Below are 20,506 nucleotides of genomic sequence, written 5' to 3'. Positions count from 1 at the left end.
GGGCGCGCCTCAGCGCGTTCCCCAGTTGTAGAGGTCTTTGTAGAGCCCCGCGTAGAGCAGGCTCTCGGTGTGCGCGACGCCGGGGATGGTCCGGATGCGCGTGGCGATGAGGTCGATCAGGTGCTCGTCGCTCTCGCACACGGCCTCGACGAGGATGTCGAAGGTGCCGAGGGTGACGACGACGTAGGCCAGCTCGGGGATCGTGGTGAGCTCCTCGGCGATCGCCCGCGGATCGCCGGAGACGCGGATGCCGATCATCGACATGCGGTGGAAGCCGAGCTGCATCGGATCGGTGACCGCGACGATCTGGATGATGCCCGCTTCCGTCATCCGCTGCACGCGCTGGCGGGCCGCGGCTTCGCTGAGCCCGACCTCGCGGGCGATCTCGGCATAGGGGCGACGACCGTCTTCCTGCAGGAGCTCGACGATCCGCTTCGAGATGTCATCCAGGGCAGGCTGCGGAGATTTCGTGCTCATGTGTCGATATTGCCAGTAGAAGTGCGCAATGGCAACCGAATCAGTCGTTTGAAAGAACCAGATCTACAGATTCCGCACGGATGAGGCTACGATGACGCCATGCCCAGTCACCTTCTGAAGAACTCCGCACCGCTGCAGAACTTCATCGGCGGCCGCTCCGTGCCCGCGACCGGCGAGGGGCGCCTGCCGCTCATCGACCCGGTCACGGAGGAGACGTACGGCGAACTGCCCCTCTCCGTGCGCGGCGATGTGGATGACGCCTATGCCGCCGCATCCGCCGCCTTCCCGCTCTGGCGCGACACCACGCCCGCCGAGCGCCAGCTCGCGCTGTTCCGCATCGCCGACGAGATGGAGGCGAGGGCCGAGGAGTTCGCCGACCTGGAGTCGCAGGACACGGGCAAGCCGCGCGGCAGCCTCGTCGCCGACGAGATCATGCAGTCGATCGACCAGCTGCGCTTCTTCGCCGGTGCCGCGCGCAGTCTCGAGGGTCGGGCCGCGGGGGAGTACCTCGCCGGGCACACCTCCTTCGTGCGCCGCGAGCCGGTCGGCGTGATCGGGCAGGTGACCCCGTGGAACTATCCGCTGAACATGGCGGTGTGGAAGATCGCCCCCGCGCTCGCCGCCGGGAACACCGTGGTGCTCAAGCCTGCGGAGTCCACGCCGCTCACGACGCTGCTGCTCGCCGAGATCGTCGCCCTGCACACACCGGCCGGAACGCTCAACGTGGTGCTCGGGGATCGGGACACCGGTGTCGCGCTGGTGGAGCATCCGACCCCGCAGATGGTCGCCATCACGGGCTCCGTCCGGGCCGGCATGGCGGTGGCGCGGTCGGCGGCGGACGACGTCAAGCGCGTTCACCTCGAGCTCGGCGGGAAGGCGCCCGCGATCGTGTTCGCGGACGCCTCGATCGAGAAGGCCGCCGACGGCATCATCACGGGCGCGTTCTTCAACGGCGGGCAGGACTGCACCGCCGCCACGCGCGTGCTGGTGCACGCGTCGCGGCACGACGAGCTCGTCGAAGCGCTGGTCGCCAGGGTGAAGACGCACGCCCGCACGGGTGGCCCGCGGGAGGAGGGCGTGCTCTACGGGCCGCTGAGCAGCGCGGCGCAGCTCGCCCAGGTGCAGGGCTTCATCGATCGTCTCCCCGCGCACGCGAAGATCGAGACCGGTGGACGGCGCCAGGGCGACCAGGGCTACTTCTGGGAGGCCACGATCGTGTCGGGCGTGCGGCAGGACGACGAGGTCGTGCAGGGCGAGATCTTCGGCCCGGTGCTCACCGTGCAGGCGTTCTCCGAGGATGAGGAGGCGCTGCAGATGGCCAACGACGTGCCCTACGCGCTCGCCTCGTCGGTGTGGACCACCGATCACGCGCGGGCGATGCGGTTCTCCCGTGACCTCGACTTCGGCTGCGTGTGGATCAACACGCACATCCCGTTCGTGTCGGACATGCCCCACGGCGGCTTCAAGCACTCCGGCTACGGCAAGGATCTCTCGCAGTACGGGTTCGACGACTACACCCGCATCAAGCACGTGATGACCGCGCTCGACTGAGTACTGGGGTGCGGTGCCGTGGGGTGCGGTGCCGTGGCGTGCGATGCCGTGGGGTGCGGTGCCGTGGCGTACGGCGCACGACCAGCGGGCAGGATCAGCGGCGCCGCAGGTCCTTCACCCGACGGTGCTCGCGCAGGGTCATCTGCGGACGCTCCTCGATCTTGATCGCACCGTCCTCCTCCCACCCGTGGCGGGCGTAGAAGGTGTCGGCGCGGTCGTTCCCGTCGAGCACCCACAGGTAGGCGCGGTCGTGCCCCGCGGCGGCGATCCGCTGCTCGGCGGCTTCGAGCAGTGCGTGCCCGGCGCCCGTCGACCACGCGGTCGGGTCGGCGTAGATGCCGTAGACCTCCCCGTCGGACAGGCCGTCGGGGTCGCGCCCGGAGCCGAACGAGGTCCAGCCGACCACACGATCGTCGCGGACGGCGACGAGGATGCCGAGACCGGTCGGCAGCGGGGCGGCGACGAAGCCGCGCCAGGACTCGGCGCGCTGCTCGACGGAGAGACCGTCGAGCACGGCCTGGTCGATGAGCCCGCGGTACGCCGCCTGCCAGGAGCGGACGTGCACGCCGGCGACCTCCTCGGCGTCGTCGACACGGGCGTCGCGGACCACGATCGGGCTCATCCCTCCACCCTAGGGATCGCGGAGGCGGAGCGGGGGTCGTGCGGTCAGGCGTTCACGTTCTTCTTGAGCCACGGCATGGGGTCGACGGGCACCGTGCTGATGTGCACCTCGAAGTGCAGGCACGAGCCGAACACGTACCCGGTCGATCCGACGTCGCCGATGTACTGGCCCTCGTCGACGCACTCTCCGACCTCGACCGCACGGGTCCCGTAGTTCAGGTGCGAGTAGACCGTGCTGACGGCCTGTCCGTCGACGATGCTCTCGATCTGGATCGTCACGCCGTAGCCCTGGTAGCTCTCGGTGGAACGGGAGACGCAGCCCTTCATCGCGGCGTTGATCGGCGTTCCCACGGGCGCGGCGAAGTCCTGGCCGAGGTGCGAGCGGCCCGGCCGCGAGGCGCCGAAGCCGTCGGTGAACGTGTAGGTCCCCGCCGCCATCGGCATGACGATGCGATCGGCGACCGGGATCTCGATCGCGCTGCCGAGAGGCATGCCGGCAGCGATCGCGGCCGCGGCCGCACGGTTGCGGGCCTCCGTGATCTCCTCGGGCGTCGTCGCGGAGAAGCTTCCCCGCGGAGCGATCTCCGCCTGGATCTCGTCGGTCGAGGTGTAGGACTGCGCGACGCCGTCCGCGGCGGTGATGCTGGCGGTGGCGGCGGCGACCTGGCCGGCCACCGGGCTCAGCGCGGGAAGAACGGCTCCGACGACCATCGCACCGACCGCGAAGGTGGCGCCGAGGGCCTTGGCCCGCGCCCACGGACGCTGGGGTCGGCGGGGGCGAATCCGGGCTCGGGCTGCCGCGCGCGGGGCGGAGGGCAGGGGGCGGCCGCGCGGGGTCTGCGGGCGGGGCTCGTCGGCCGTCTGAGGCTGCGGCTGGGCCTGGTCCTGCGCCTGCGGCTGGTCCTGCGCCTGCGCCTGCGGCTGGGGCTGCGGCTGCGGCTGGGCCGGGCGAGCGGCAGCGGCATCCGGCGTGGTCGCCGTGCGGGGACTCTGAGCGTCGGTGGTGGTCGATCGACGCAGGTCGCGCCGCAGCAGCGGGCGAGGTGAGTCAGGGACTTCGGCGGGAGCGTCCGAGGCGTCGTGCGCGCGCTCGGGTGGCAGGGAATTCGTGACGGGATCCTTCCGGGGGAGAGCAGGTGCGGGCGGCGGTCGATCCCCCCGAATGCCGCCGTTACCGATCTGTAATGTAAACGGCGAGACGGGGGAGCGTCAAATCGAGCGATGGGTATGACTCGAAGTGTCGACGAGTGCGACCTGATGTGGCATGCTGAGCGGGCATCGGCGCACGGACCAGATCTCGGGGAGAACATGTCCAGACCACTCGCGGGACCGCAGGGTCTGTTACGCACGCTCAACGGTCGCGCGATCCTGGAATCCCTCGCACGCAGCGGCCCCCAGACCCGCGCGGAACTGATGTCCGCCACGGGCCTCTCCCGCACCGCGGTCACCCAGGTGCTGCGGATGCTGGAAGGGGCGGGAGCGGTCGCCTCCGCGGGCGTCGACCGGGAGACGCGCGGTCCGGCCGCCGGTCGCGTCGCCCTCCACCCGCGGCTGGGATATGCGGTTGCCGTGCACATCGACCACCACGCCGCGCATGTCGTCCTCGTCGACGCGAGCGGAGTCGTGCGAGCGGAGCAGCACGCTGCTCTGCCGCCCGCCGAGGAGCGCGTCGCGCACATTGTCGACCTCGTCGACCGCTGCCGTCGCACGCTCAAGGTGGGGAAGGGCGCCGTGCACCTCGCGGTCGTCGGCGTCCCCGGCATCGTCACGGCCGACGGCGGCATCCGCGACGACCTCGGTCCCGACGGCGGGGCGTTCCGCGCGGCACTGGCCGCGGCCCTCGACTGCCCCGTCCGCATCGAGAACGACGTCAACCTCGCCGCGCTCGCCGAGCTCACCGGTGGTGCGGGCGGTGACCTCGCCAGCTTCGCGCTGCTGCTCCTCGACGACGGACTCGGGGCGGGCATCGTGATCGACGGGGCACTGCACCGGGGATTCTCCGGGGTCGCCGGCGAGGTCATGTACCTTCCGCAGACCCCGCTCCCGATCGGCGCCCCCATCGTGAGCGACGCCGTCGTCGGCGATCTCGCGCTCGGCGAGGGCTGCGACGCCGACGCCTCGCTGGCGGATCACCTCGAAGCCGCCGCGGACGGGGACGAGGCCGCGCTCCGGATCGTCGCCGAGATCGGCCGACGCATCGTGCTCGTGGCCGGCAGCGTGGGGCTCGTGCTCGATCCCGAGGCGTTCATCCTGAGCGGCAAAGCCGCGCACCCGGCGCTCGTCGAGGCCATCCGGAGCATCGCCGACCAGTACGCGGCCCAGCTGCCGTTGCGGTTCCTCGTGTCGTCGTTCGGCCCCGAGGCCCCGCTCGTGGGCGCGGTCGGCGAGGCCGCCTCCGCCCTCCGCGTCGCCCTCTTCACCCGGATCCTCACCCCAGCGCCCAAGACAGGTCGCTGACCCCCGTCCGCCCCGCTGTTCCTTCCCGACAGGAGCCTCCGATGACCGCACCCTCCGACCTCGCCGATCGCCTCGGCCTCGCCCCCGGCGCCCGGGCGATCATCCTCAACGCGGATGACTTCGGCATGTGCCACGCGGCGAACACGGCCATCGTCGAGCTGCTCGACGCCGGCCGGATCGATTCGACGACCGTGATGGTGCCGTGCTCGTGGTCGCCGGAGGCCCTCGCCTTCGCCGCATCCCGCACCGACCTCGACGTGGGCGTGCACCTCGTGCTCACGAGCGAGTGGGCGCGCTACCGCTGGCGCCCGCTGACCGGCACGGCGACGACCCTCGTCGACGCGGCCGGCTTCTTCCCCGTCGATGTGGCGTCCGTGGAGCGCGCCGCGTCCGACGAGGACGTCGCCGCCGAGCTCGCCGCCCAGCTGCAGGCCGCACTCGATGCCGGTGTCGACGTGACGCACCTCGACAACCACATGGGCTCGGTCTACGGGCTCGTCACCGGTCGCGACTTCCTCCGCCCGGTGTTCGAGCTGGCCGCGCGCCACGGGCTTCCCTTCCGGTTGCCCCGCAGCATGGACGGCGTGGGGGAGGAGCCTGCGCTGCAGGGCAAGCTCGACGAGGCCGCGGCCGCCGCCGCCGCGTTCGGGGTCGAGATCATCGACCGGCTCTGGTCGCATCCGTTCGAGCTCCTGAGGGAGGGCACCTCGGAGGAGGAGACCTACGAGCAGATGCGCGACGGGTTCATCGCGCTGCTGCGCGCCGTGCCCGCCGGGGTCACCGAGATCTACCTGCATCCGATGGTCGACGACGACGAGCTCCGTGCGGCCGTCGACTTCAGCGCGGCGAAGCGCGGGTACGAGCTGCGCCTGCTGAGCGATCCCGCCGTGCTGCAGGCCATCGAGGACGAGTCGCTCGTGCGCATCGGGTGGCGCGACCTCCGGGACCTGCAGCGCGGGGACGCTCGATGACGTCTCTGCGCGAGCGCGTCCGCGACCGTCGTCTGGACGCGGCCCCGACCAGGGCGCAGACGATCGCGTTCGGCGCATCGGGGTTCCCGACGCAGCTCATGGCGCAGACCTTCTCGGCCTTCGTCGTCTACTTCTACGTCTCGCACCTCGCGGTGCCGGCCGGCTGGGTGGCGGTGGCGATGATCGCCCACGGCATCCTGAACGCGCTGCTGAACCCCGTGGTCGGCGCGCTCTCCGACCGGCTGCGCACCCCGTGGGGTCGACGCATCCCGTGGATCGGCCTGGGCATCGTGCCGCTCGTCGTGGCGTTCGCGCTGGTCTGGATGCCGCCCGAGCTGCCGGTCGCCGGCCTCATCGTCTGGTTCCTCGTCGTCGTGGCCGTGTACGACATCGCGTTCGTGGTCGTGGTGCTGAACATCTCCGCGCTGTTCCCGGAGATCTTCCGCACCACGGAGGAGCGCGCCCGCGGCAACGTGCCGCGACAGATCTTCGCGATCCTCGGCATGGTGCTGGGCACGGCCGGCGCGCCCGCCCTCTACAGCGCGCTCGGCTGGCCCGGCATGGCGCTGGTGCTCGGGGGCGTGTGCCTGGTGCTGCTCGTCTGGTCGTTCTTCGGCGGCATGATCGAGCGCCGCGTGCCCGAGGCGGCGTCGGAGGCCATGCGCTGGGGCGACCAGCTGAAGTACACGTTCCGCAACCGCGCCTTCGTGCCGTACGTGCTCGGCTCGCTGTTCGTGCAGACCTCGATCGCCGTGATCCTCGCGGCCATCCCGTTCTACGTGCGGTACTCGCTGCATGCCCCCGAGGGACAGGGCAGCCTCCTGCTCGGGGCCATCTTCGTCACCGCGATCCCCTCGATCGTGCTCTGGAGCGCGGTCGTGCGTCGCACCTCCCCACGCACGGCCGTGCTGTGGAGCGTGGCCGTGTTCGGCGTCGCGGTGCTCGGGTACCTCGCGCCGGCGGATGTGCTGGGCGCGGCCCTGGTCGGTGTGGCGGTCGGTGTGGGCGTGGGCGGTCTGCTGCAGCTGCTCGAGGTGATGCTCGCGCAGATCATCGACGAGGATGCCGTGCGCACCGGGCACCGCCGGGAAGGGGCGTACTTCGGTGTGAACGGCTTCGTGGTGCGCGGCTCCGTGGTGCTGCAGGCGATCGTCGCCGCGGTGGTGCTGACGTCGTCCGGCTTCGACGCGACGCTGGAGGACGCCCAGCCGGACGGCGTCGACGGCGCCATCCGCCTGATGCTCGCCGTGGTGCCGCTCTGCTTCACCGCGCTCGCGTGGCTCTGCTTCTGGCTCTACCCGATCCGCGCCCGCGACCTCTGACGACTACGACTGCGCGGCCTGCCGCGCCTCCCACCCCGTGCGCACCATCTCGTCCACCGTGTAGCGCATGGTCCAGTCGAGATCGCGGGCCGCGAGCTCGCCGGTCGCGACGATGCGGTCGGGGTCGCCGGGGCGGCGCGGTCCGATCTCGGGTGTGAAGTCGATGCCGGTGACGCGGGCGACGGCATCCATGATCTGCTTCACGCTGAGTCCGTCGCCGGAGCCGAGGTTGTAGGCGGCCTCGATCGGCTGGCCGCCGGCGAGGCGCTGCGCCGCGGCGACGTGAGCGGCGGCGATGTCGCCCACGTGCACGTAGTCGCGCACGTTCGTGCCGTCTTCGGTGGCGTAGTCGTCGCCGAAGATCTTCGGGGTCCTGCCCGCGATGAGCGCCTCGAAGACGATCGGGAAGAGGTTGTGCGGGCTGACGTCGTACACCGTCGGGTCGGCCGAGCCCACCACGTTGAAGTAGCGCAGCGAGGTGTGGCGCAGCGGACGCTCCGACTCGGCGGTCGCGATGGCCTGATCGCGCAGCAGCCACTCGCCGATGAGCTTCGATTCGCCGTAGGGGCTGGCGGGCTTCTTGGCGGTGTCCTCGACCACGAGGGCGACATCGGGGGTGCCGAACACCGCGGCCGACGACGAGAAGACGATGTTCGAGACCCCGGCGGCCTCCATCGCCTCGAGGATGATCCGGGTGCCCTCGACGTTCTGCGCATACGTGTGCAGGGGGCGCTGCACCGAGACACCGGCGTACTTGTACCCGGCGACGTGGATGACGCCGTCGGCGTCGTGGTCGCGGAGCGTCTTCTCGGCGAGGGCGCGGTCGAGGATGCTGCCCTGCACGAACGGCACGCCCTCGGGGACGAACGACGGCACGCCGCTGGAGAGGTCGTCGAGCACGACGGGAGTGAGCCCGGCATCCGCGAGCGCGCGGACGACGTGGGCGCCGATGTAGCCGGCGCCGCCGGTGACGATCCAGGACATGCGTTCCTCTCCTGCCGCGGCGATGGCGGCTCGACCCTTCATTCTGTCAGGCGTCGCGGCGCGGGCCGGCGGACGGCGTGACGGTGAACAGCAGCGGCGCGTCGAACCCGGCTGCGGCGAACGCCGTGGTCACCGCCTGGGACACGGCGTCGACGGCGTCCTGCTCGATCAGAGCGATCGCGGCCCCGCCGAAGCCCCCACCGGTCATGCGAGCACCGAGCGCGCCCGCGGCGAGGGCGGTGTCGACCGCGGTGTCGAGCTCGCGGGTCGAGATCTCGAAGTCGTCGCGCATCGACGCGTGCGAGGCGACGAGCAGGTCGCCGACCGCGCGCACGCCGTGCTCCCGGAGCACCTGCACCGTGTCGAGCACGCGCTGGTTCTCGGTGACGATGTGGCGCACCCGACGGAACGTCACGTCGTCCATCAGATCCTGTGCGCGCGGCAGGTCGGCGACCGTCACGTCGCGCAGCGCGGGCACGCCCATGATCGAGGCTCCGAGCTCGCAGGATGCCCGGCGCTCGCGATAGCCGCCCGTGGAGTGGGCGTGCTTCACGCGGGTGTCGATCACGAGGATCGCGAGTCCGGCTTCCGCGACGCCGAGCGGCACGAGCTCGGTCTCCAGGGAGCGGCAGTCGAGGAAGATCGCCGTGTCGGGCTCGCCGAGCATCGACGCCATCTGGTCCATGATCCCGGTGGGCGCCCCGACGGCCTCGTTCTCGGCACGGCGTCCGATGCGGGCCAGAGCCGTGCCGTCGAGGCCCGTGCCCCACAGCTCGTCGAGGGCGGACGCCGTCGCGCCCTCGATCGCGGCGGAGGAGGAGAGCCCCGCGCCCACGGGCACGTCGGAGGCGATCGCGATGTCGAGTCCGGCGAATCCGCTCGCGTCCTCCGCCGCCTGGCGCAGGGCCCAGGCGACCCCGAGCGGGTAGGCGGCCCACTCCGGGACGGCCGGGTGGGCGCCGGCCGCGGTGGGGAACAGCCGGTCGAGCTCGTCGAGGGCGACCTCGACCGGCTCGGACGCGAAGGTCGAGCCGACCAGGACCCGGCCGCGGTGATCGTCGCGCAGGGCGACCGCGGCGACCGTGCGCTGCGGGATCGCGAACGGGAGCACGAAGCCGTCGTTGTAGTCGGTGTGCTCGCCGATGAGGTTGACCCGTCCGGGGGCCGACCACAGGCCGTCGGGCTCGCGGCCGGTGAGGTCGGTGAACAGCGCCCGGGCGGCGTCGTGGGCGGCGGTCATGCGGAGGCTCCTTCGGCGGTCGGGTCCTGCGACGCGCGTTCGATCGCCTCGCGGAGGCGCGCGGCGCCCAGCTCCGGCGGCACCTCGGCGGCCCACGCCCACATCGCGGCCTCGGAGCCGGCCAGGAACTTCAGCTTGTCGGCGGCGCGGCGCGGACTCGTCAGCTGCAGGTGCAGGCGGACGGTGTCGCGGCCGATGTGCACGGGCGCCTGGTGCCAGGCGGCGATGTACGGGGTCGGGGAGTCGTAGAGGGCGTCGACGCCCCGGAGCAGCCGCAGGTACAGCGGCGCGAGCTCGTCTCGCTCGGCCTCGGTGGTCTCGGCGAAGTCGGGGACGTGGCGGTGCGGCATCAGGTGCACCTCGAGCGGCCAGCGAGCGGCGAAGGGCACGAAGGCGGTCCAGTGCTCGCCGCGGAACACGACGCGCTCGGATGCCTGCTCCGACTCCAGGATGCGCTGGAACAGGTCGGGTGCGGTCCGGTCGATCGACTCCAGCAGGCGGGTGGTGCGCGGGGTCACGTACGGGTACGCGTAGATCTGGCCGTGCGGGTGCGGGAGGGTGACGCCGATCGCCTCGCCGCGGTTCTCGAACGGGAAGATCTGCTCGATCCCCGGCAGCTGCGAGATCGCGGCCGTGCGGTCGGCCCACGCCTCGATCACGGTGCGCGCGCGGGTCACGGACTGCGTGCCGAACGATCCCGAGTGCTCGGGGCTGAAGCACACGACCTCGCAGCGTCCGACCGAGGTGCGGGTGCGGCCGAGGCCGAGGACGGCCAGGTCGTCGAGGCCACGCGGGGCGTTCGCCGCCTGCGGCGCGGTGCCCACGGCCTCGGCGAGCGCAGGGCCGAACGCGGGGGAGCGGTTCTCGAAGACCGCGACGTCGTAGCGCGACGGCACCTCGGAGGGGTTGCCCGGTGTCTGCGGCGCCAGCGGGTCGGCGTCGGCGCTGGGCATCATGACGCGGTTCTGGCGGTTGGCGGCGACGGTGATCCAGTCCCCGGTGAGCACATCGAGGCGCATCGTGGCCGTCTCGGGTCGGGGATCGAGGGTACGGGCGTCGACGGCGCGCTCGGCTCCGAGTGCGGTGCCGGGATCGTCGTAGTAGATCAGGTCGCGGCCGTCGGCGAGGGTGGTGGCGCGTCGGACGACGCCGGCGCCCAGGGGCTCGGAGCGCAGCTCGGGGAGATCGTTCGTGTTCACGTAAACATGGTACGCACAGTGCCGTGATAACGTCAACACGGAGAAAGTGGCTCCGGGATCACGCGCGATGAGCAACCGGGGCGGCGGACGGAGGAGGAGCGTGGCCGAGAGCGAACGCGACAAGGGCGAGGGGTCGATGTCCGGCCGTCGCCGTCCGGCATCCGGGCGCGTGTCGATGGCCATGGTCGCCGCTCGTGCGGGGGTCTCGGGGCAGACCGTGTCGCGCGTCGTGAACGACAGCCCGCGGGTCGACCCCGACACCCGAGCCCGTGTCGAGGCCGCGATGACCGAGCTCGGCTACCGCCCGCATCGTGCGGCCCGGGCCCTGCGTACCGGCCGCTCCCAGACGATCGGACTCGTCGTCACCACTCTCGCCACGGTCGGGAACTCCCGGATGCTGCAGGCCACGGCCGAGGCCGCCGCCGAACGCGGATACGCCCTCACGCTGGTCACGGCGACCGACGGCGTCGCCGAGGCCTTCGAGCGACTCGCGGAGCAGGAGGTCGACGGCGCGATCGTGCTGAACGAGGCGTCGGCGCTCGTCCCCGGGACCGAGACGCCGCCGGGGCTGCGCCTGGTCGTGGTGGATGCGCCGACCGATGCCGGATTCACCTCGGTGCACAGCGACCACGCCGGCGGTGCGGCCGCGGCCACGGAGCGGCTCCTCGCACTCGGCCACACGACCGTGCACCACCTCGCCGGTCCGGCCGACTCCTTCGCCGCCGCCGAGCGGGAGCGGGGTTGGCGTGAGGCCCTCGCGGCCGCCGGCATCCGTCCGCCCGTCGTCGTCCGGGGGGACTGGAGCGCCGATTCCGGATTCACCGCCGGGGGAGTGCTGGCTGACGCATCCGCCGTCTTCTGCGCCAACGACCAGATGGCGCTGGGGTTGCTGCGCGCGCTCGCCGATGCCGGCCGCCGTGTGCCGGAGGACGTCGGCGTGATCGGTTTCGACGACGTGCCCGACGCCGCGAACTACCGCCCCCCGCTGACCACGATCCGCCAGGACTTCACCGCGCTCGCCCATCGCGCGGTGTCCGCACTGGTCGGCGCCATCGAGGGTGCGCCGGAGGCCGAGGGGTCTGGGGTCGTCCCGACCGCCCTCGTCGAGCGCGCCAGCACCGCCGTGCGCTGAACCGGGTCTCGACCGGCTGGCCTCATACCCGCGGCTGCGCTCGGGCGCCGGGGGCGCCGGGGCGCGGGCGAGCGGTGGTTGCGAGCGGATGGTGTCTCGTGGCAAGATCACGGAAAGCGCTTTCCACTCGAGGTCCGGCCTGCCGGACACATGGAGCGCGGACAGCTTCCCGCGAGAGAAACGGAACACCATGGCACAGCCGACCACCCGCGAGATCGGGATCATCATGAACGGCGTCTCCGGGCGCATGGGATACCGGCAGCACCTGGTGCGCTCGATCCTCGCGATCCGCGAGGAGGGCGGCATCGAGCTCCCCGACGGCTCCCGCATCACCGTGAAGCCGATCCTCGTCGGGCGCAGCGAGGCCAAGCTCGCCGAACTGGCCGCGAAGCACGGGATCGAGGACTGGACGACCGACCTCGATGCCGCCCTCGCCGACCCGCAGTGGGAGATCTACGCCGACTTCCTGGTGACCAAGGCCCGGGCCACCGCCATCCGCAAGGCCATCGCGGCCGGCAAGGCGATCTACACGGAGAAGCCCACCGCCGAGTCGCTCGACGAGGCGCTCGAGCTCGCGCGTCTCGCCCAGGAGGCCGGCGTCAAGACCGGCGTCGTGCACGACAAGCTCTACCTCCCGGGTCTGCAGAAGCTCAAGCGACTGATCGACTCCGGCTTCTTCGGCCGCATCCTCTCGGTGCGCGGCGAGTTCGGCTACTGGGTCTTCGAGGGCGACTGGCAGCCCGCACAGCGCCCGAGCTGGAACTACCGCACGGAAGACGGCGGCGGCATCATCACCGACATGTTCCCGCACTGGAACTACGTGCTCGAGAACCTTTTCGGCGAGGTCAAGAGCGTCTACGCCCAGGCGGCCGTGCACATCGCCGACCGCTGGGACGAGAAGGGCGAGCACTACACCGCCACCGCCGAGGACGCCGCGTACGGCATCTTCGAGATCGAGGGCGGCGTGATCGCCGAGATCAACTCCTCGTGGACGGTGCGCGTCAACCGCGACGAGCTCGTGGAGTTCCAGGTGGACGGCACGCACGGCTCCGCGGTGGTCGGCCTGTTCGGCGCCAAGATCCAGCCCCGCAACGCCACCCCGAAGCCGGTGTGGAACCCCGACCTCGAAGACACCCGCGACTACGACGCGGACTGGCAGAAGGTGCCGACCAACGACGTGTTCCTCAACGGCTTCCGCCAGCAGTGGGAGGAGTACCTGGTGTCCTACGTCGAGGGCACCGACTACCCGTTCGACCTCCTCGCCGGCGCCCGGGGCGTGCAGTTCGCCGAGGCCGGGCTGACGTCGAGCGCCGAGGGCCGCAAGGTCGCACTCGAGCCGCTGGCCCTGGACTGAGGCGCACGATGAGCACCCTCCGACTCCTCCGCGCGAACGGTGAGACCGGCGACGTCGCGCTGAACGACTCCGGCGCCTATGCGCGTCCGACCTCCCCGCTGCGGAGCCGTATCGCCTACGCCGCCGCCCACGTCGTACCGAAGGTGCACGCCGACAACACCCCCGGTCAGCCGGCCGAGATCGACTGGGAGGCGACTCTCGCGTTCCGCCGCAACGTCTACTCCTGGGGGCTCGGCGTCGCCGACGCCATGGACACCGCGCAGCGCAACATGGGCCTGGATGCCGCGGCCACCCGCGAGCTCATCTCCCGCACGGCCGAGGTCGCCCGCGAGGAGGGCGGCTCCGTCGTCGTCGGCGTCAACACCGATCACGTCGCCGAGACGCACATCTCGCTCGACCAGGTGATCGCGGCCTACCTCGAGCAGCTGCACTTCACCGAGGAGCAGGGCGCCGGCCCGGTGCTGATGGCCTCTCGTCACCTCGCCCGTGTCGCGACGGATGCCGAGGACTACCGCCGCGTGTACCGCGAGGTGCTGTCGCGCGCGACCGTGCCCGTGGTGCTGCACTGGCTCGGCACCGCCTTCGACCCCGAGCTCGCCGGCTACTTCGGTTCCGACGACTGGCGGGCCGCCTCCGACGTGCTCCTCGAGGTGATCGCCGAGAACCCCGACAAGGTCGCCGGCGTGAAGATGAGCCTGCTGAACGCGGAGTCCGAGATCTCGGTCCGCGAGCGCCTCCCCGAGGGGGTGCGCATGTTCACCGGCGACGACTTCAACTACGTGTCCCTGATCGGCGGTGCCGCGGCTGGCTCGTCGAGTGCACGGGACCTCGCCGAGCGCACGGGTACTTCGCGTGAACAGGCCGTGCACTCGGGCACAGGCCGTGCACTCGGAGACAACTCGGGGGACGCAGCGGGCGTGCGCACGCACTCCGACGCGCTGCTCGGCGCGTTCGCCGCGATCACCCCGGTCGCGTCGGCCGCGATCCAGGCGCTGGATGCCGGTGACCCCGAGGCGTACCTGCGCATCCTCGGTCCGACCGAGGAGCTCAGCCGACAGGTGTTCGCGGCGCCCACCTTCTATTACAAGACGGGTGTCGCGTTCCTCTCCTGGTTGAACGGGCATCAGCCCGCGTTCCAGATGGTCGGCGGCCTGCACTCGGCGCGCAGCCTGCCCCACCTGAGCCGGATCGTCGAGCTGGCGAACACGTCGCTGGCGCTGGAGCAGCCCGACCTCGCGCGCGAACGGTGGCACGGCATGCTGCGCCTGAACGGAGTGGACGCATGAGCCCCTCCTCGCCGACGCCCGACCCGCGGCTGTCGATCAACCAGGCGACCATCAAGCACGCCGACCTCGCGACGGCCCTGCAGGTCACCGCGGATGCCGGCGTGCGGTCGATCGGCCTCTGGCGCGAGCCGGTGAACGAGGTCGGCCTGGACGTCGCCGCCCGGATGCTGGGCGACTCTGGGCTGCGTTTCTCGACGCACTGCCGCGGCGGGTTCTTCACGCTTCCGGTCGGTCCGGAGCGCGAGCGTGCCCTCGACGACAACCGCCGCGCCATCGAGGAGACCGCGACGCTGGCCGCTGCCGGTGCCGCGGGGTCGACCGCGGTGCTCGTGCTCGTCGCGGGCGGTCTGCCCGGGGGATCGCGCGACCTCATCGGGGCGCGCGAGCGGGTCCGCGATGCGATCGGCGTGCTGGCTCCCGACGCGAAGGCCGCCGGAGTGACGCTCGCGATCGAGCCGCTGCACCCGATGTACGCCTCCGACCGCGCCGTCGTGTCGACGCTCGGGCAGGCGCTCGACATCGCCGCCGACTTCGAGCCCGAGGTGGTCGGCGCCGCGGTCGACACGTTCCACATCTGGTGGGACCCGCAGGTGCTCGAGCAGATCGCGCGGGCCGGTCGCGAGGGCCGCATCGCCACGTATCAGGTGTGCGACTGGAAGACGCCGCTCGCGGCCGATGTGCTGCTCTCGCGGCACTACACGGGCGACGGCGTGATCGACTTCGCCTCGCTCACCCGCGCGGTGATCGCCACCGGATACGACCGCGACATCGAGGTCGAGATCTTCAACGCGGACGTGTGGGCGGATGCTCCGGAGAACGTCGTGCGCCGCACCGTCGAGACCTTCGCCGCCGCCGTCTCCCCGCACCTCGGGTGAGCACGTCTCCGGCATCCGCGCGTCGGTCATGCTCCCGGCCGGGCGTGACCGACGTGCGGCCGTGTCGGGAAGTAGGCTCTGGGGCATGACAAAGCCCGCATCGTCCGCGGAGCGGTCGTCCACGATCCGCGCCCCTCGTCACGGCCGCGGGGCCGCGCCCACCCTGCACGACGTGGCTCGCGAGGCCGGCGTCTCCCTGGCCACCGCCTCGCGCGTCCTCAACGGATCCGAGCGCAAGGTCGCGGAGTCCTTCCGCGAACGCGTGGAGTCCGCCGCCGCGAAGCTCGGCTACACGACGAACGTTTCGGCGCAGGCGACCGCCCGCGGCACCTCGCCCGTCATCGCCCTGCTCGTCGCCGACATCGCCGACCCCTACTTCGGCCTCATCGCCTCGGGAGTCGCGCGCGGCGCCGACGAGCACGGGCTGGTCGTGACCATCGCGATCACGGAGCGCGACCAGGCACGCGAGGCACGGATCGTCCGGGCACTGCGCGGACAGCGGCCGCGGGGACTGATCCTCGCCGCGTCCCGCACGCAGGAGCCGATGGAGGCGGACACGGCGCACGAGCTCGCGGAGTTCGCGCGTCTGGGCGGTCGGGTCGTCGCTTTCGGGCCCGACGGCGACGGAGAGCGCCGCATCGAGATCGACAACCGCGCGGGCGCCGAGGCCCTCGGAAGGCGGATGGCGGAGCTCGGCTACCGGTCCGCCGTCGTGCTCGGAGCCGCGGAGGGCGTGCGCACCTCGGACGATCGTCTGGCGGGATTCCGTGCCGGGTTCGAGGCGGCCGGCGGTGCGATCGCCGCCGTGCACCGCGGTGACTTCCGGCGCGATTCCGGGGCGGTGTCCATGACGGCGGCTCTCGCCGAGGGGGTTCCCGCGGGCACGCTGGTCTTCGCGATCAGCGATGTCGTCGCGATCGGCGCGATGTCCGCGATCCGTGATTCCGGTCGCGAGGTCGGCGCCGACATCGCGGTCTGCGGCTTCGACGATGTGCCCGCGAGCAGCGATGTGGCCCCGGCCCTGACGACGGTGCGCGTGCCGCTGAGCGAGGTCGGATACCAGGCGTTCCGCGCGACGGTCGACAGCGACTGGGTGCAGGCGCCGCTGCCGCTCGAGATCGTCGTGCGTGCGAGCACGCCGGGGATCGCGAGTTGACCAGGGTCGTCCTGGCGCCGGACAGCTTCAAGGGCACGATCACGGCGGCCGATGCCGCGGCCGCGCTGGCCGAGGGCTGGGCATCGGTCGACCCGGCCGCCGAGTTCGTGCACCGGCCCATGGCGGACGGCGGAGAGGGCACGGTGGCGGCGTTCGCGGCGGCGGTGCCCGGCGCGCGACGGATCCCGGTGTCGGTCGACGGACCCGCCGGTTCGCGGATCGACACCGCCTGGCTGCTCCTCCCGCCGACGGCGGACGCCCCATCCGGGTCCGCCGTCGTCGACCTCGGCTCGACCTCGGGCATCGAGCTGCTGGCGGAGCTGCGCCCCTGGGACGCCGACACCACCGGGCTGGGACAGGCCATGGCCGCGGCCCTCGATCACGGCGTCTCCCGCCTCGTCATCGGCATCGGTTCGAGCGCCTCCACGGACGGCGGCACCGGGATGCTCGCGGCGCTCGGCGCGCGGTTCCTCGACGCCGCCGGCGCTCCGGTCGCACGCGGGGCGCGCGGGCTGGCCGACATCGCCTCGGTCGACCTGACCGAGCTGCGCGCGGCGCCGGAGGTGCGGGTGCTCACCGACGTCACGAACCCGCTCACGGGCCCGCGCGGTGCCGCCGCGGTGTTCGGTCCGCAGAAGGGGCTGCGCGCGGCGGAGGACATCGCGCTCGTCGACGCCGGGCTGGGTCGACTCGCACAGCTGCTGGACGTCGACCCGGCCGGCCCCGGCAACGGCGCCGCGGGTGGTACGGGTGCCGCGCTCCGCATGTGGGGCGGCGTGCTCGCCCCGGGTGCCGCCGAGGTGGCTGAGCTCATCGGCCTGCCCGAGGCGATCGCCCTCGCGGATGTCGTCGTCACCGGCGAGGGGTCCTACGACGGACAGTCCGGCGACGGCAAGGTGCCCTCGTACCTGGCGGGGCTCGCCGCGGAGGCGGGCGCTCGCGCGATGCTCGCCGCCGGACGCATCACCGCCGACGCCGACACCGCCCTGTTCTCCGCTTCCGCGTCGCTCACCGATCTCGCCGGGTCGGCGGATGCCGCGCTCGCCGAACCCGCCCGGTGGCTACGCGACGCCGGGGCCGTCCTCGCCCGCGCCGCATCCTGACCCGCGCCGCCGTTCCTGAGTCGCGCCGCCGTTCCTGACCGGAGCGGGACGCACGCTCGACGCGGCTCTCAGCCCTCCAGCGCGGCGGACACCACGGCGCGCGCCTCGGCCTGCACCTCGGCGAGGTGCTCCGGGCCGCGCAGGCTCTCGGCGTACAGCTTGTAGACGTCTTCGGTGCCCGACGGGCGTGCCGCGAACCAGGCGTGCTCGGTCTGCACCTTGAGGCCGCCGATCGCGGCGCCGTTGCCCGGGGCATGGGAGAGCTTCGCGGTGATGTCCTCGCCGGCGAGCGTGGTCGCCGTCACGGTCTCGGGGGCGAGCTTTTCCAGGGTCGCCTTCTGCTCGGGGGTCGCGGGAGCGTCGACGCGCTGGTACGCGGAGGCGCCGAACGCCTGCTCCAGCTCGGCGTAGCGCTCCGACGGTGTCTTGCCGGTCACGGCGATGATCTCGGCCGCGAGCAGGCAGAGCAGGATGCCGTCCTTGTCGGTCGACCACACGGAGCCGTCCTTGCGGAGGAACGACGCTCCGGCGGACTCCTCGCCCCCGAACGCCACCGAGCCGTCGAGCAGTCCTGGCACGAACCACTTGAACCCGACCGGAACCTCCAGCAGACGGCGGCCGAGCGACTCGGCGACGCGGTCGATGATCATCGACGACACCAGCGTCTTGCCGATCGCGGCGTCGCGGGGCCAGCCCTGGCGGTGCGAGAACAGGTAGTCGATCGCGACGGCCAGGTAGTGGTTCGGGTTCATCAGCCCGGCGTCCGGCGTGACGATGCCGTGCCGATCCGCGTCGGCGTCGTTCCCGGTGAGGACGTCGTAGGAGCCCTTCTTCGCGACCAGCGATGCCATCGCCGAGGGCGACGACGGGTCCATCCGGATCTTCTCGTCCCAGTCCAGGGTCATGAAGCGCCAGGTCGGGTCGACCTCGGGGTTCACGACGTCGAGGTCGAGGTCGTGCATCTCGGCGATCAGTGCCCAGTACTCGACGGACGCGCCGCCCAGCGGGTCGGCGCCGATGCGCACTCCGGCGTTGCGGATCGCGTCGATGTCGATGATCGTCGGCAGGTCGCGCACGTAGGCGTCGCGGAAGTCGTAGCCGGTGATCGCGTCCCAGTCGATGTCGGCGAAGCGCTCGAGCTTGACGCCCTCGAGCCCCGCGGCGATCAGCGCGTTCGCGCGATCCGCGATCCAGCCGGTGGCGTCGGTGTCGGCGGGGCCGCCGTGCGGCGGGTTGTACTTGAATCCGCCGTCGCGCGGCGGGTTGTGCGAGGGGGTGACCACGATGCCGTCGGCGCGACCCGGGTCGTCGGCCGCGAGGTCGCGGTTGTAGGTGAGGATCGCGTGGCTGAGTGCCGGAGTGGGGACCCAGGAGTCCCGCGAGTCGACACGCACGTCCACGCCGTTCGCGAGCAGCACCTCGATCGCGCTGCGCTCGGCGGGCAGCGACAGTGCGTGGGTGTCGCGGCCGAGGAACAGCGGGCCGCTGATGCCCTGCGCGGTGCGGTAGTCGACGATCGCCTGCGTGGTGGCGAGGATGTGGTTCTCGTTGAAGCTGTTCGACAGGGACGAGCCGCGATGGCCGCTGGTGCCGAACACGACCCGTTCGGAGGCGACCTCCGGGTTCGGCGTGCGGTCGTAGTAGGCGGCGATCAGCTCGTCGACGTCGATCAGGTCACTTTCCTCCGCGGGGAGGCCGGCACGGCTGGTCATATCCTCAGTCTGCCCCCTGATCGGCAGGACCGCATCCGGGATGTCATCCGAAGATCGGCCGGGCCGGCGAGGGCTAAGGTGAAACCCGTGACTGAACGCCGCACCTACAGCTATCTCGGCCCTGCCGGAACCTTCACGGAGGCGGCGCTCGATCAGGTGGCCGAGGCCCGCGGTCAGGAATGGCGTCCCGTGCACAACGTGGGCGAGGCCCTCGCCGACGTGCTCGAGGGCCGCAGCGACGCCGCCATGATCGCGATCGAGAACTCGATCGAGGGCGGTGTCTCCACGACGCAGGACGCTCTCGCGACCCTCCCGGGTCTGCGCATCATCGGCGAGTACCTGGTGCGCGTGAACTTCGTGCTCGTCGCCCCGCGGGGCACCACACTCGACCAGGTCGAGGTGATCGCGGCGCACCCGGTCGCGTACGCGCAGTGCCACGGCTGGCTCGGCGCGAACGTGCCCTCCCACTCGCACATCCCGGCGGCGAGCAACGTCGCCTCCGCGATCGGGGTGCTCGACGGCACGCTCCCCGCGCAGGCCGCGATCGCGGCGCCGGGCATCGTGAACCACTACGACGTCGAGGTCCTCGCGGAGGGCATCGGCGACAACGCGCAGGCCGTGACCCGCTTCGTCCTCGTGACGCGCACGACCCGTTCCCCGGAGCCGACCGGCGCCGACAAGACCTCGCTGATCGTCGAACTCCCGCACGATCACCCCGGGTCCCTCCTCGAGATGCTCGAGCAGTTCTCGACCCGCGGCATCAATCTGTCGCTGATCGAGTCGCGGCCCATCGGCGACGAGCTCGGCCGCTACCGGTTCGTGATCGACGCGGACGGGCACATCGAGCACGAGCGGATGGCCGACGCGCTGCTCGGCATCCGCCGCTTCAGCCCCCGCGTCGTGTTCCTCGGGTCGTACCCACGCGCCGACCGGCAGATCGTGCAGTACCCGGACCGCTATTCCGACGACGTGTTCGTCGAGGCACGCGACTGGCTGCGGGGCATCGTCTCCGGCGAACCGGAAGTCTGACGTCACCCGCCCGACCGCCCAGCACGGTCAGACGGAT

The 20,506-nt window shown here is 71.9% G+C and carries 18 protein-coding genes; 11 read left to right on the top strand and 7 right to left on the bottom strand.

Features of this window, described 5'->3' with window-relative positions:
* Positions 1-9 precede the first annotated feature (9 nt).
* A complete protein-coding gene (locus MME74_RS15905) occupies positions 10-477 on the bottom strand; it encodes an Lrp/AsnC family transcriptional regulator (RefSeq protein ID WP_267416047.1) in 468 nt (155 codons plus the stop codon).
* Between the two features lie 99 nt (positions 478-576).
* Here MME74_RS15905 and MME74_RS15900 point away from each other — a divergent pair, with 99 nt between their 5' ends.
* Positions 577-2,028, top strand: coding sequence for a gamma-aminobutyraldehyde dehydrogenase (locus MME74_RS15900; RefSeq protein WP_267416046.1), 1,452 nt, complete (start codon positions 577-579; stop codon positions 2,026-2,028).
* A 94-nt stretch (positions 2,029-2,122) separates the two neighbouring features.
* Here MME74_RS15900 and MME74_RS15895 read toward each other — a convergent pair whose 3' ends face one another.
* Entirely contained in the window at positions 2,123-2,650 is a 528-nt protein-coding gene (locus MME74_RS15895; protein WP_267416045.1) for a GNAT family N-acetyltransferase, read from the bottom strand.
* 44 nt (positions 2,651-2,694) lie between these two features.
* Complete coding sequence (locus MME74_RS15890) at positions 2,695-3,360, bottom strand: M23 family metallopeptidase (RefSeq protein WP_267416044.1); 666 nt, start codon at positions 3,358-3,360, stop codon at positions 2,695-2,697.
* Between the two features lie 597 nt (positions 3,361-3,957).
* On the opposite strand from MME74_RS15890, the gene MME74_RS15885 reads away from it, so the two are divergent.
* From MME74_RS15885 to MME74_RS15875, 3 genes are read left to right on the top strand one after another with little or no spacing between them, the layout of a single operon-like run.
* Entirely contained in the window at positions 3,958-5,106 is a 1,149-nt protein-coding gene (locus tag MME74_RS15885) for an ROK family transcriptional regulator (protein WP_267416043.1), read from the top strand.
* Positions 5,107-5,147: 41 nt separating this feature from the next.
* Positions 5,148-6,077 (top strand): polysaccharide deacetylase family protein, encoded by a 930-nt coding sequence (locus MME74_RS15880; RefSeq protein WP_267416042.1) that lies wholly within the window; start codon positions 5,148-5,150, stop codon positions 6,075-6,077.
* A complete protein-coding gene (locus tag MME74_RS15875) occupies positions 6,074-7,399 on the top strand; it encodes an MFS transporter (RefSeq protein ID WP_267416041.1) in 1,326 nt (441 codons plus the stop codon). Before MME74_RS15880 ends, MME74_RS15875 begins: the two co-directional genes overlap by 4 nt.
* Positions 7,400-7,402: 3 nt before the next feature.
* Here the strand turns inward: MME74_RS15875 and galE are convergent, their stop codons facing one another.
* The 3 genes from galE to galT are packed head-to-tail and all read right to left on the bottom strand — an operon-like array spanning position 7,403 to position 10,822.
* Positions 7,403-8,383: a UDP-glucose 4-epimerase GalE gene (gene galE / locus MME74_RS15870; protein WP_267416040.1), complete on the bottom strand. Its 981-nt coding sequence runs from the start codon at positions 8,381-8,383 to the stop codon at positions 7,403-7,405.
* A 46-nt stretch (positions 8,384-8,429) separates the two neighbouring features.
* Positions 8,430-9,623, bottom strand: coding sequence for a galactokinase (gene galK / locus MME74_RS15865; protein ID WP_267416039.1), 1,194 nt, complete (start codon positions 9,621-9,623; stop codon positions 8,430-8,432).
* A complete protein-coding gene (galT, locus tag MME74_RS15860) occupies positions 9,620-10,822 on the bottom strand; it encodes a galactose-1-phosphate uridylyltransferase (protein WP_267416038.1) in 1,203 nt (400 codons plus the stop codon). Before galT ends, galK begins: the two co-directional genes overlap by 4 nt.
* A 175-nt stretch (positions 10,823-10,997) precedes the next feature.
* On the opposite strand from galT, the gene MME74_RS15855 reads away from it, so the two are divergent.
* The 6 genes from MME74_RS15855 (at position 10,998) to MME74_RS15830 (ending at position 17,728) form a co-directional block, all read left to right on the top strand.
* On the top strand, positions 10,998-11,954 hold the full coding sequence (locus MME74_RS15855; RefSeq protein ID WP_267418599.1) for a LacI family DNA-binding transcriptional regulator: 957 nt from the start codon (positions 10,998-11,000) through the stop codon (positions 11,952-11,954).
* A gap of 190 nt (positions 11,955-12,144) precedes the next feature.
* On the top strand, positions 12,145-13,308 hold the full coding sequence (locus MME74_RS15850) for a Gfo/Idh/MocA family protein (protein ID WP_267416037.1): 1,164 nt from the start codon (positions 12,145-12,147) through the stop codon (positions 13,306-13,308).
* Positions 13,309-13,316: 8 nt separating this feature from the next.
* Positions 13,317-14,594 (top strand): dihydrodipicolinate synthase family protein, encoded by a 1,278-nt coding sequence (locus MME74_RS15845; protein WP_267416036.1) that lies wholly within the window; start codon positions 13,317-13,319, stop codon positions 14,592-14,594.
* Complete coding sequence (locus MME74_RS15840; protein WP_267416035.1) at positions 14,591-15,469, top strand: sugar phosphate isomerase/epimerase family protein; 879 nt, start codon at positions 14,591-14,593, stop codon at positions 15,467-15,469. Before MME74_RS15845 ends, MME74_RS15840 begins: the two co-directional genes overlap by 4 nt.
* An 85-nt stretch (positions 15,470-15,554) precedes the next feature.
* Entirely contained in the window at positions 15,555-16,625 is a 1,071-nt protein-coding gene (locus MME74_RS15835) for a LacI family DNA-binding transcriptional regulator (protein ID WP_267416034.1), read from the top strand.
* Positions 16,622-17,728, top strand: a complete 1,107-nt coding sequence (locus tag MME74_RS15830) for a glycerate kinase (protein WP_267416033.1) — start codon at positions 16,622-16,624, stop codon at positions 17,726-17,728. Before MME74_RS15835 ends, MME74_RS15830 begins: the two co-directional genes overlap by 4 nt.
* A gap of 68 nt (positions 17,729-17,796) precedes the next feature.
* On the opposite strand, the gene pgm is transcribed toward MME74_RS15830, so the two are convergent.
* A complete protein-coding gene (gene pgm / locus MME74_RS15825; RefSeq protein WP_267416031.1) occupies positions 17,797-19,440 on the bottom strand; it encodes a phosphoglucomutase (alpha-D-glucose-1,6-bisphosphate-dependent) in 1,644 nt (547 codons plus the stop codon).
* A 78-nt stretch (positions 19,441-19,518) separates the two neighbouring features.
* Between pgm and pheA the strand changes: the two genes are divergently transcribed.
* Entirely contained in the window at positions 19,519-20,469 is a 951-nt protein-coding gene (pheA, locus tag MME74_RS15820) for a prephenate dehydratase (protein WP_267416030.1), read from the top strand.
* Positions 20,470-20,506 lie beyond the last annotated feature (37 nt).

This window comes from Microbacterium oxydans (assembly GCF_026559675.1).
Taxonomy (GTDB): Bacteria; Actinomycetota; Actinomycetes; order Actinomycetales; family Microbacteriaceae; genus Microbacterium; species Microbacterium oxydans_D.
This window is presented reverse-complemented; position numbering and strand designations above follow the sequence as displayed.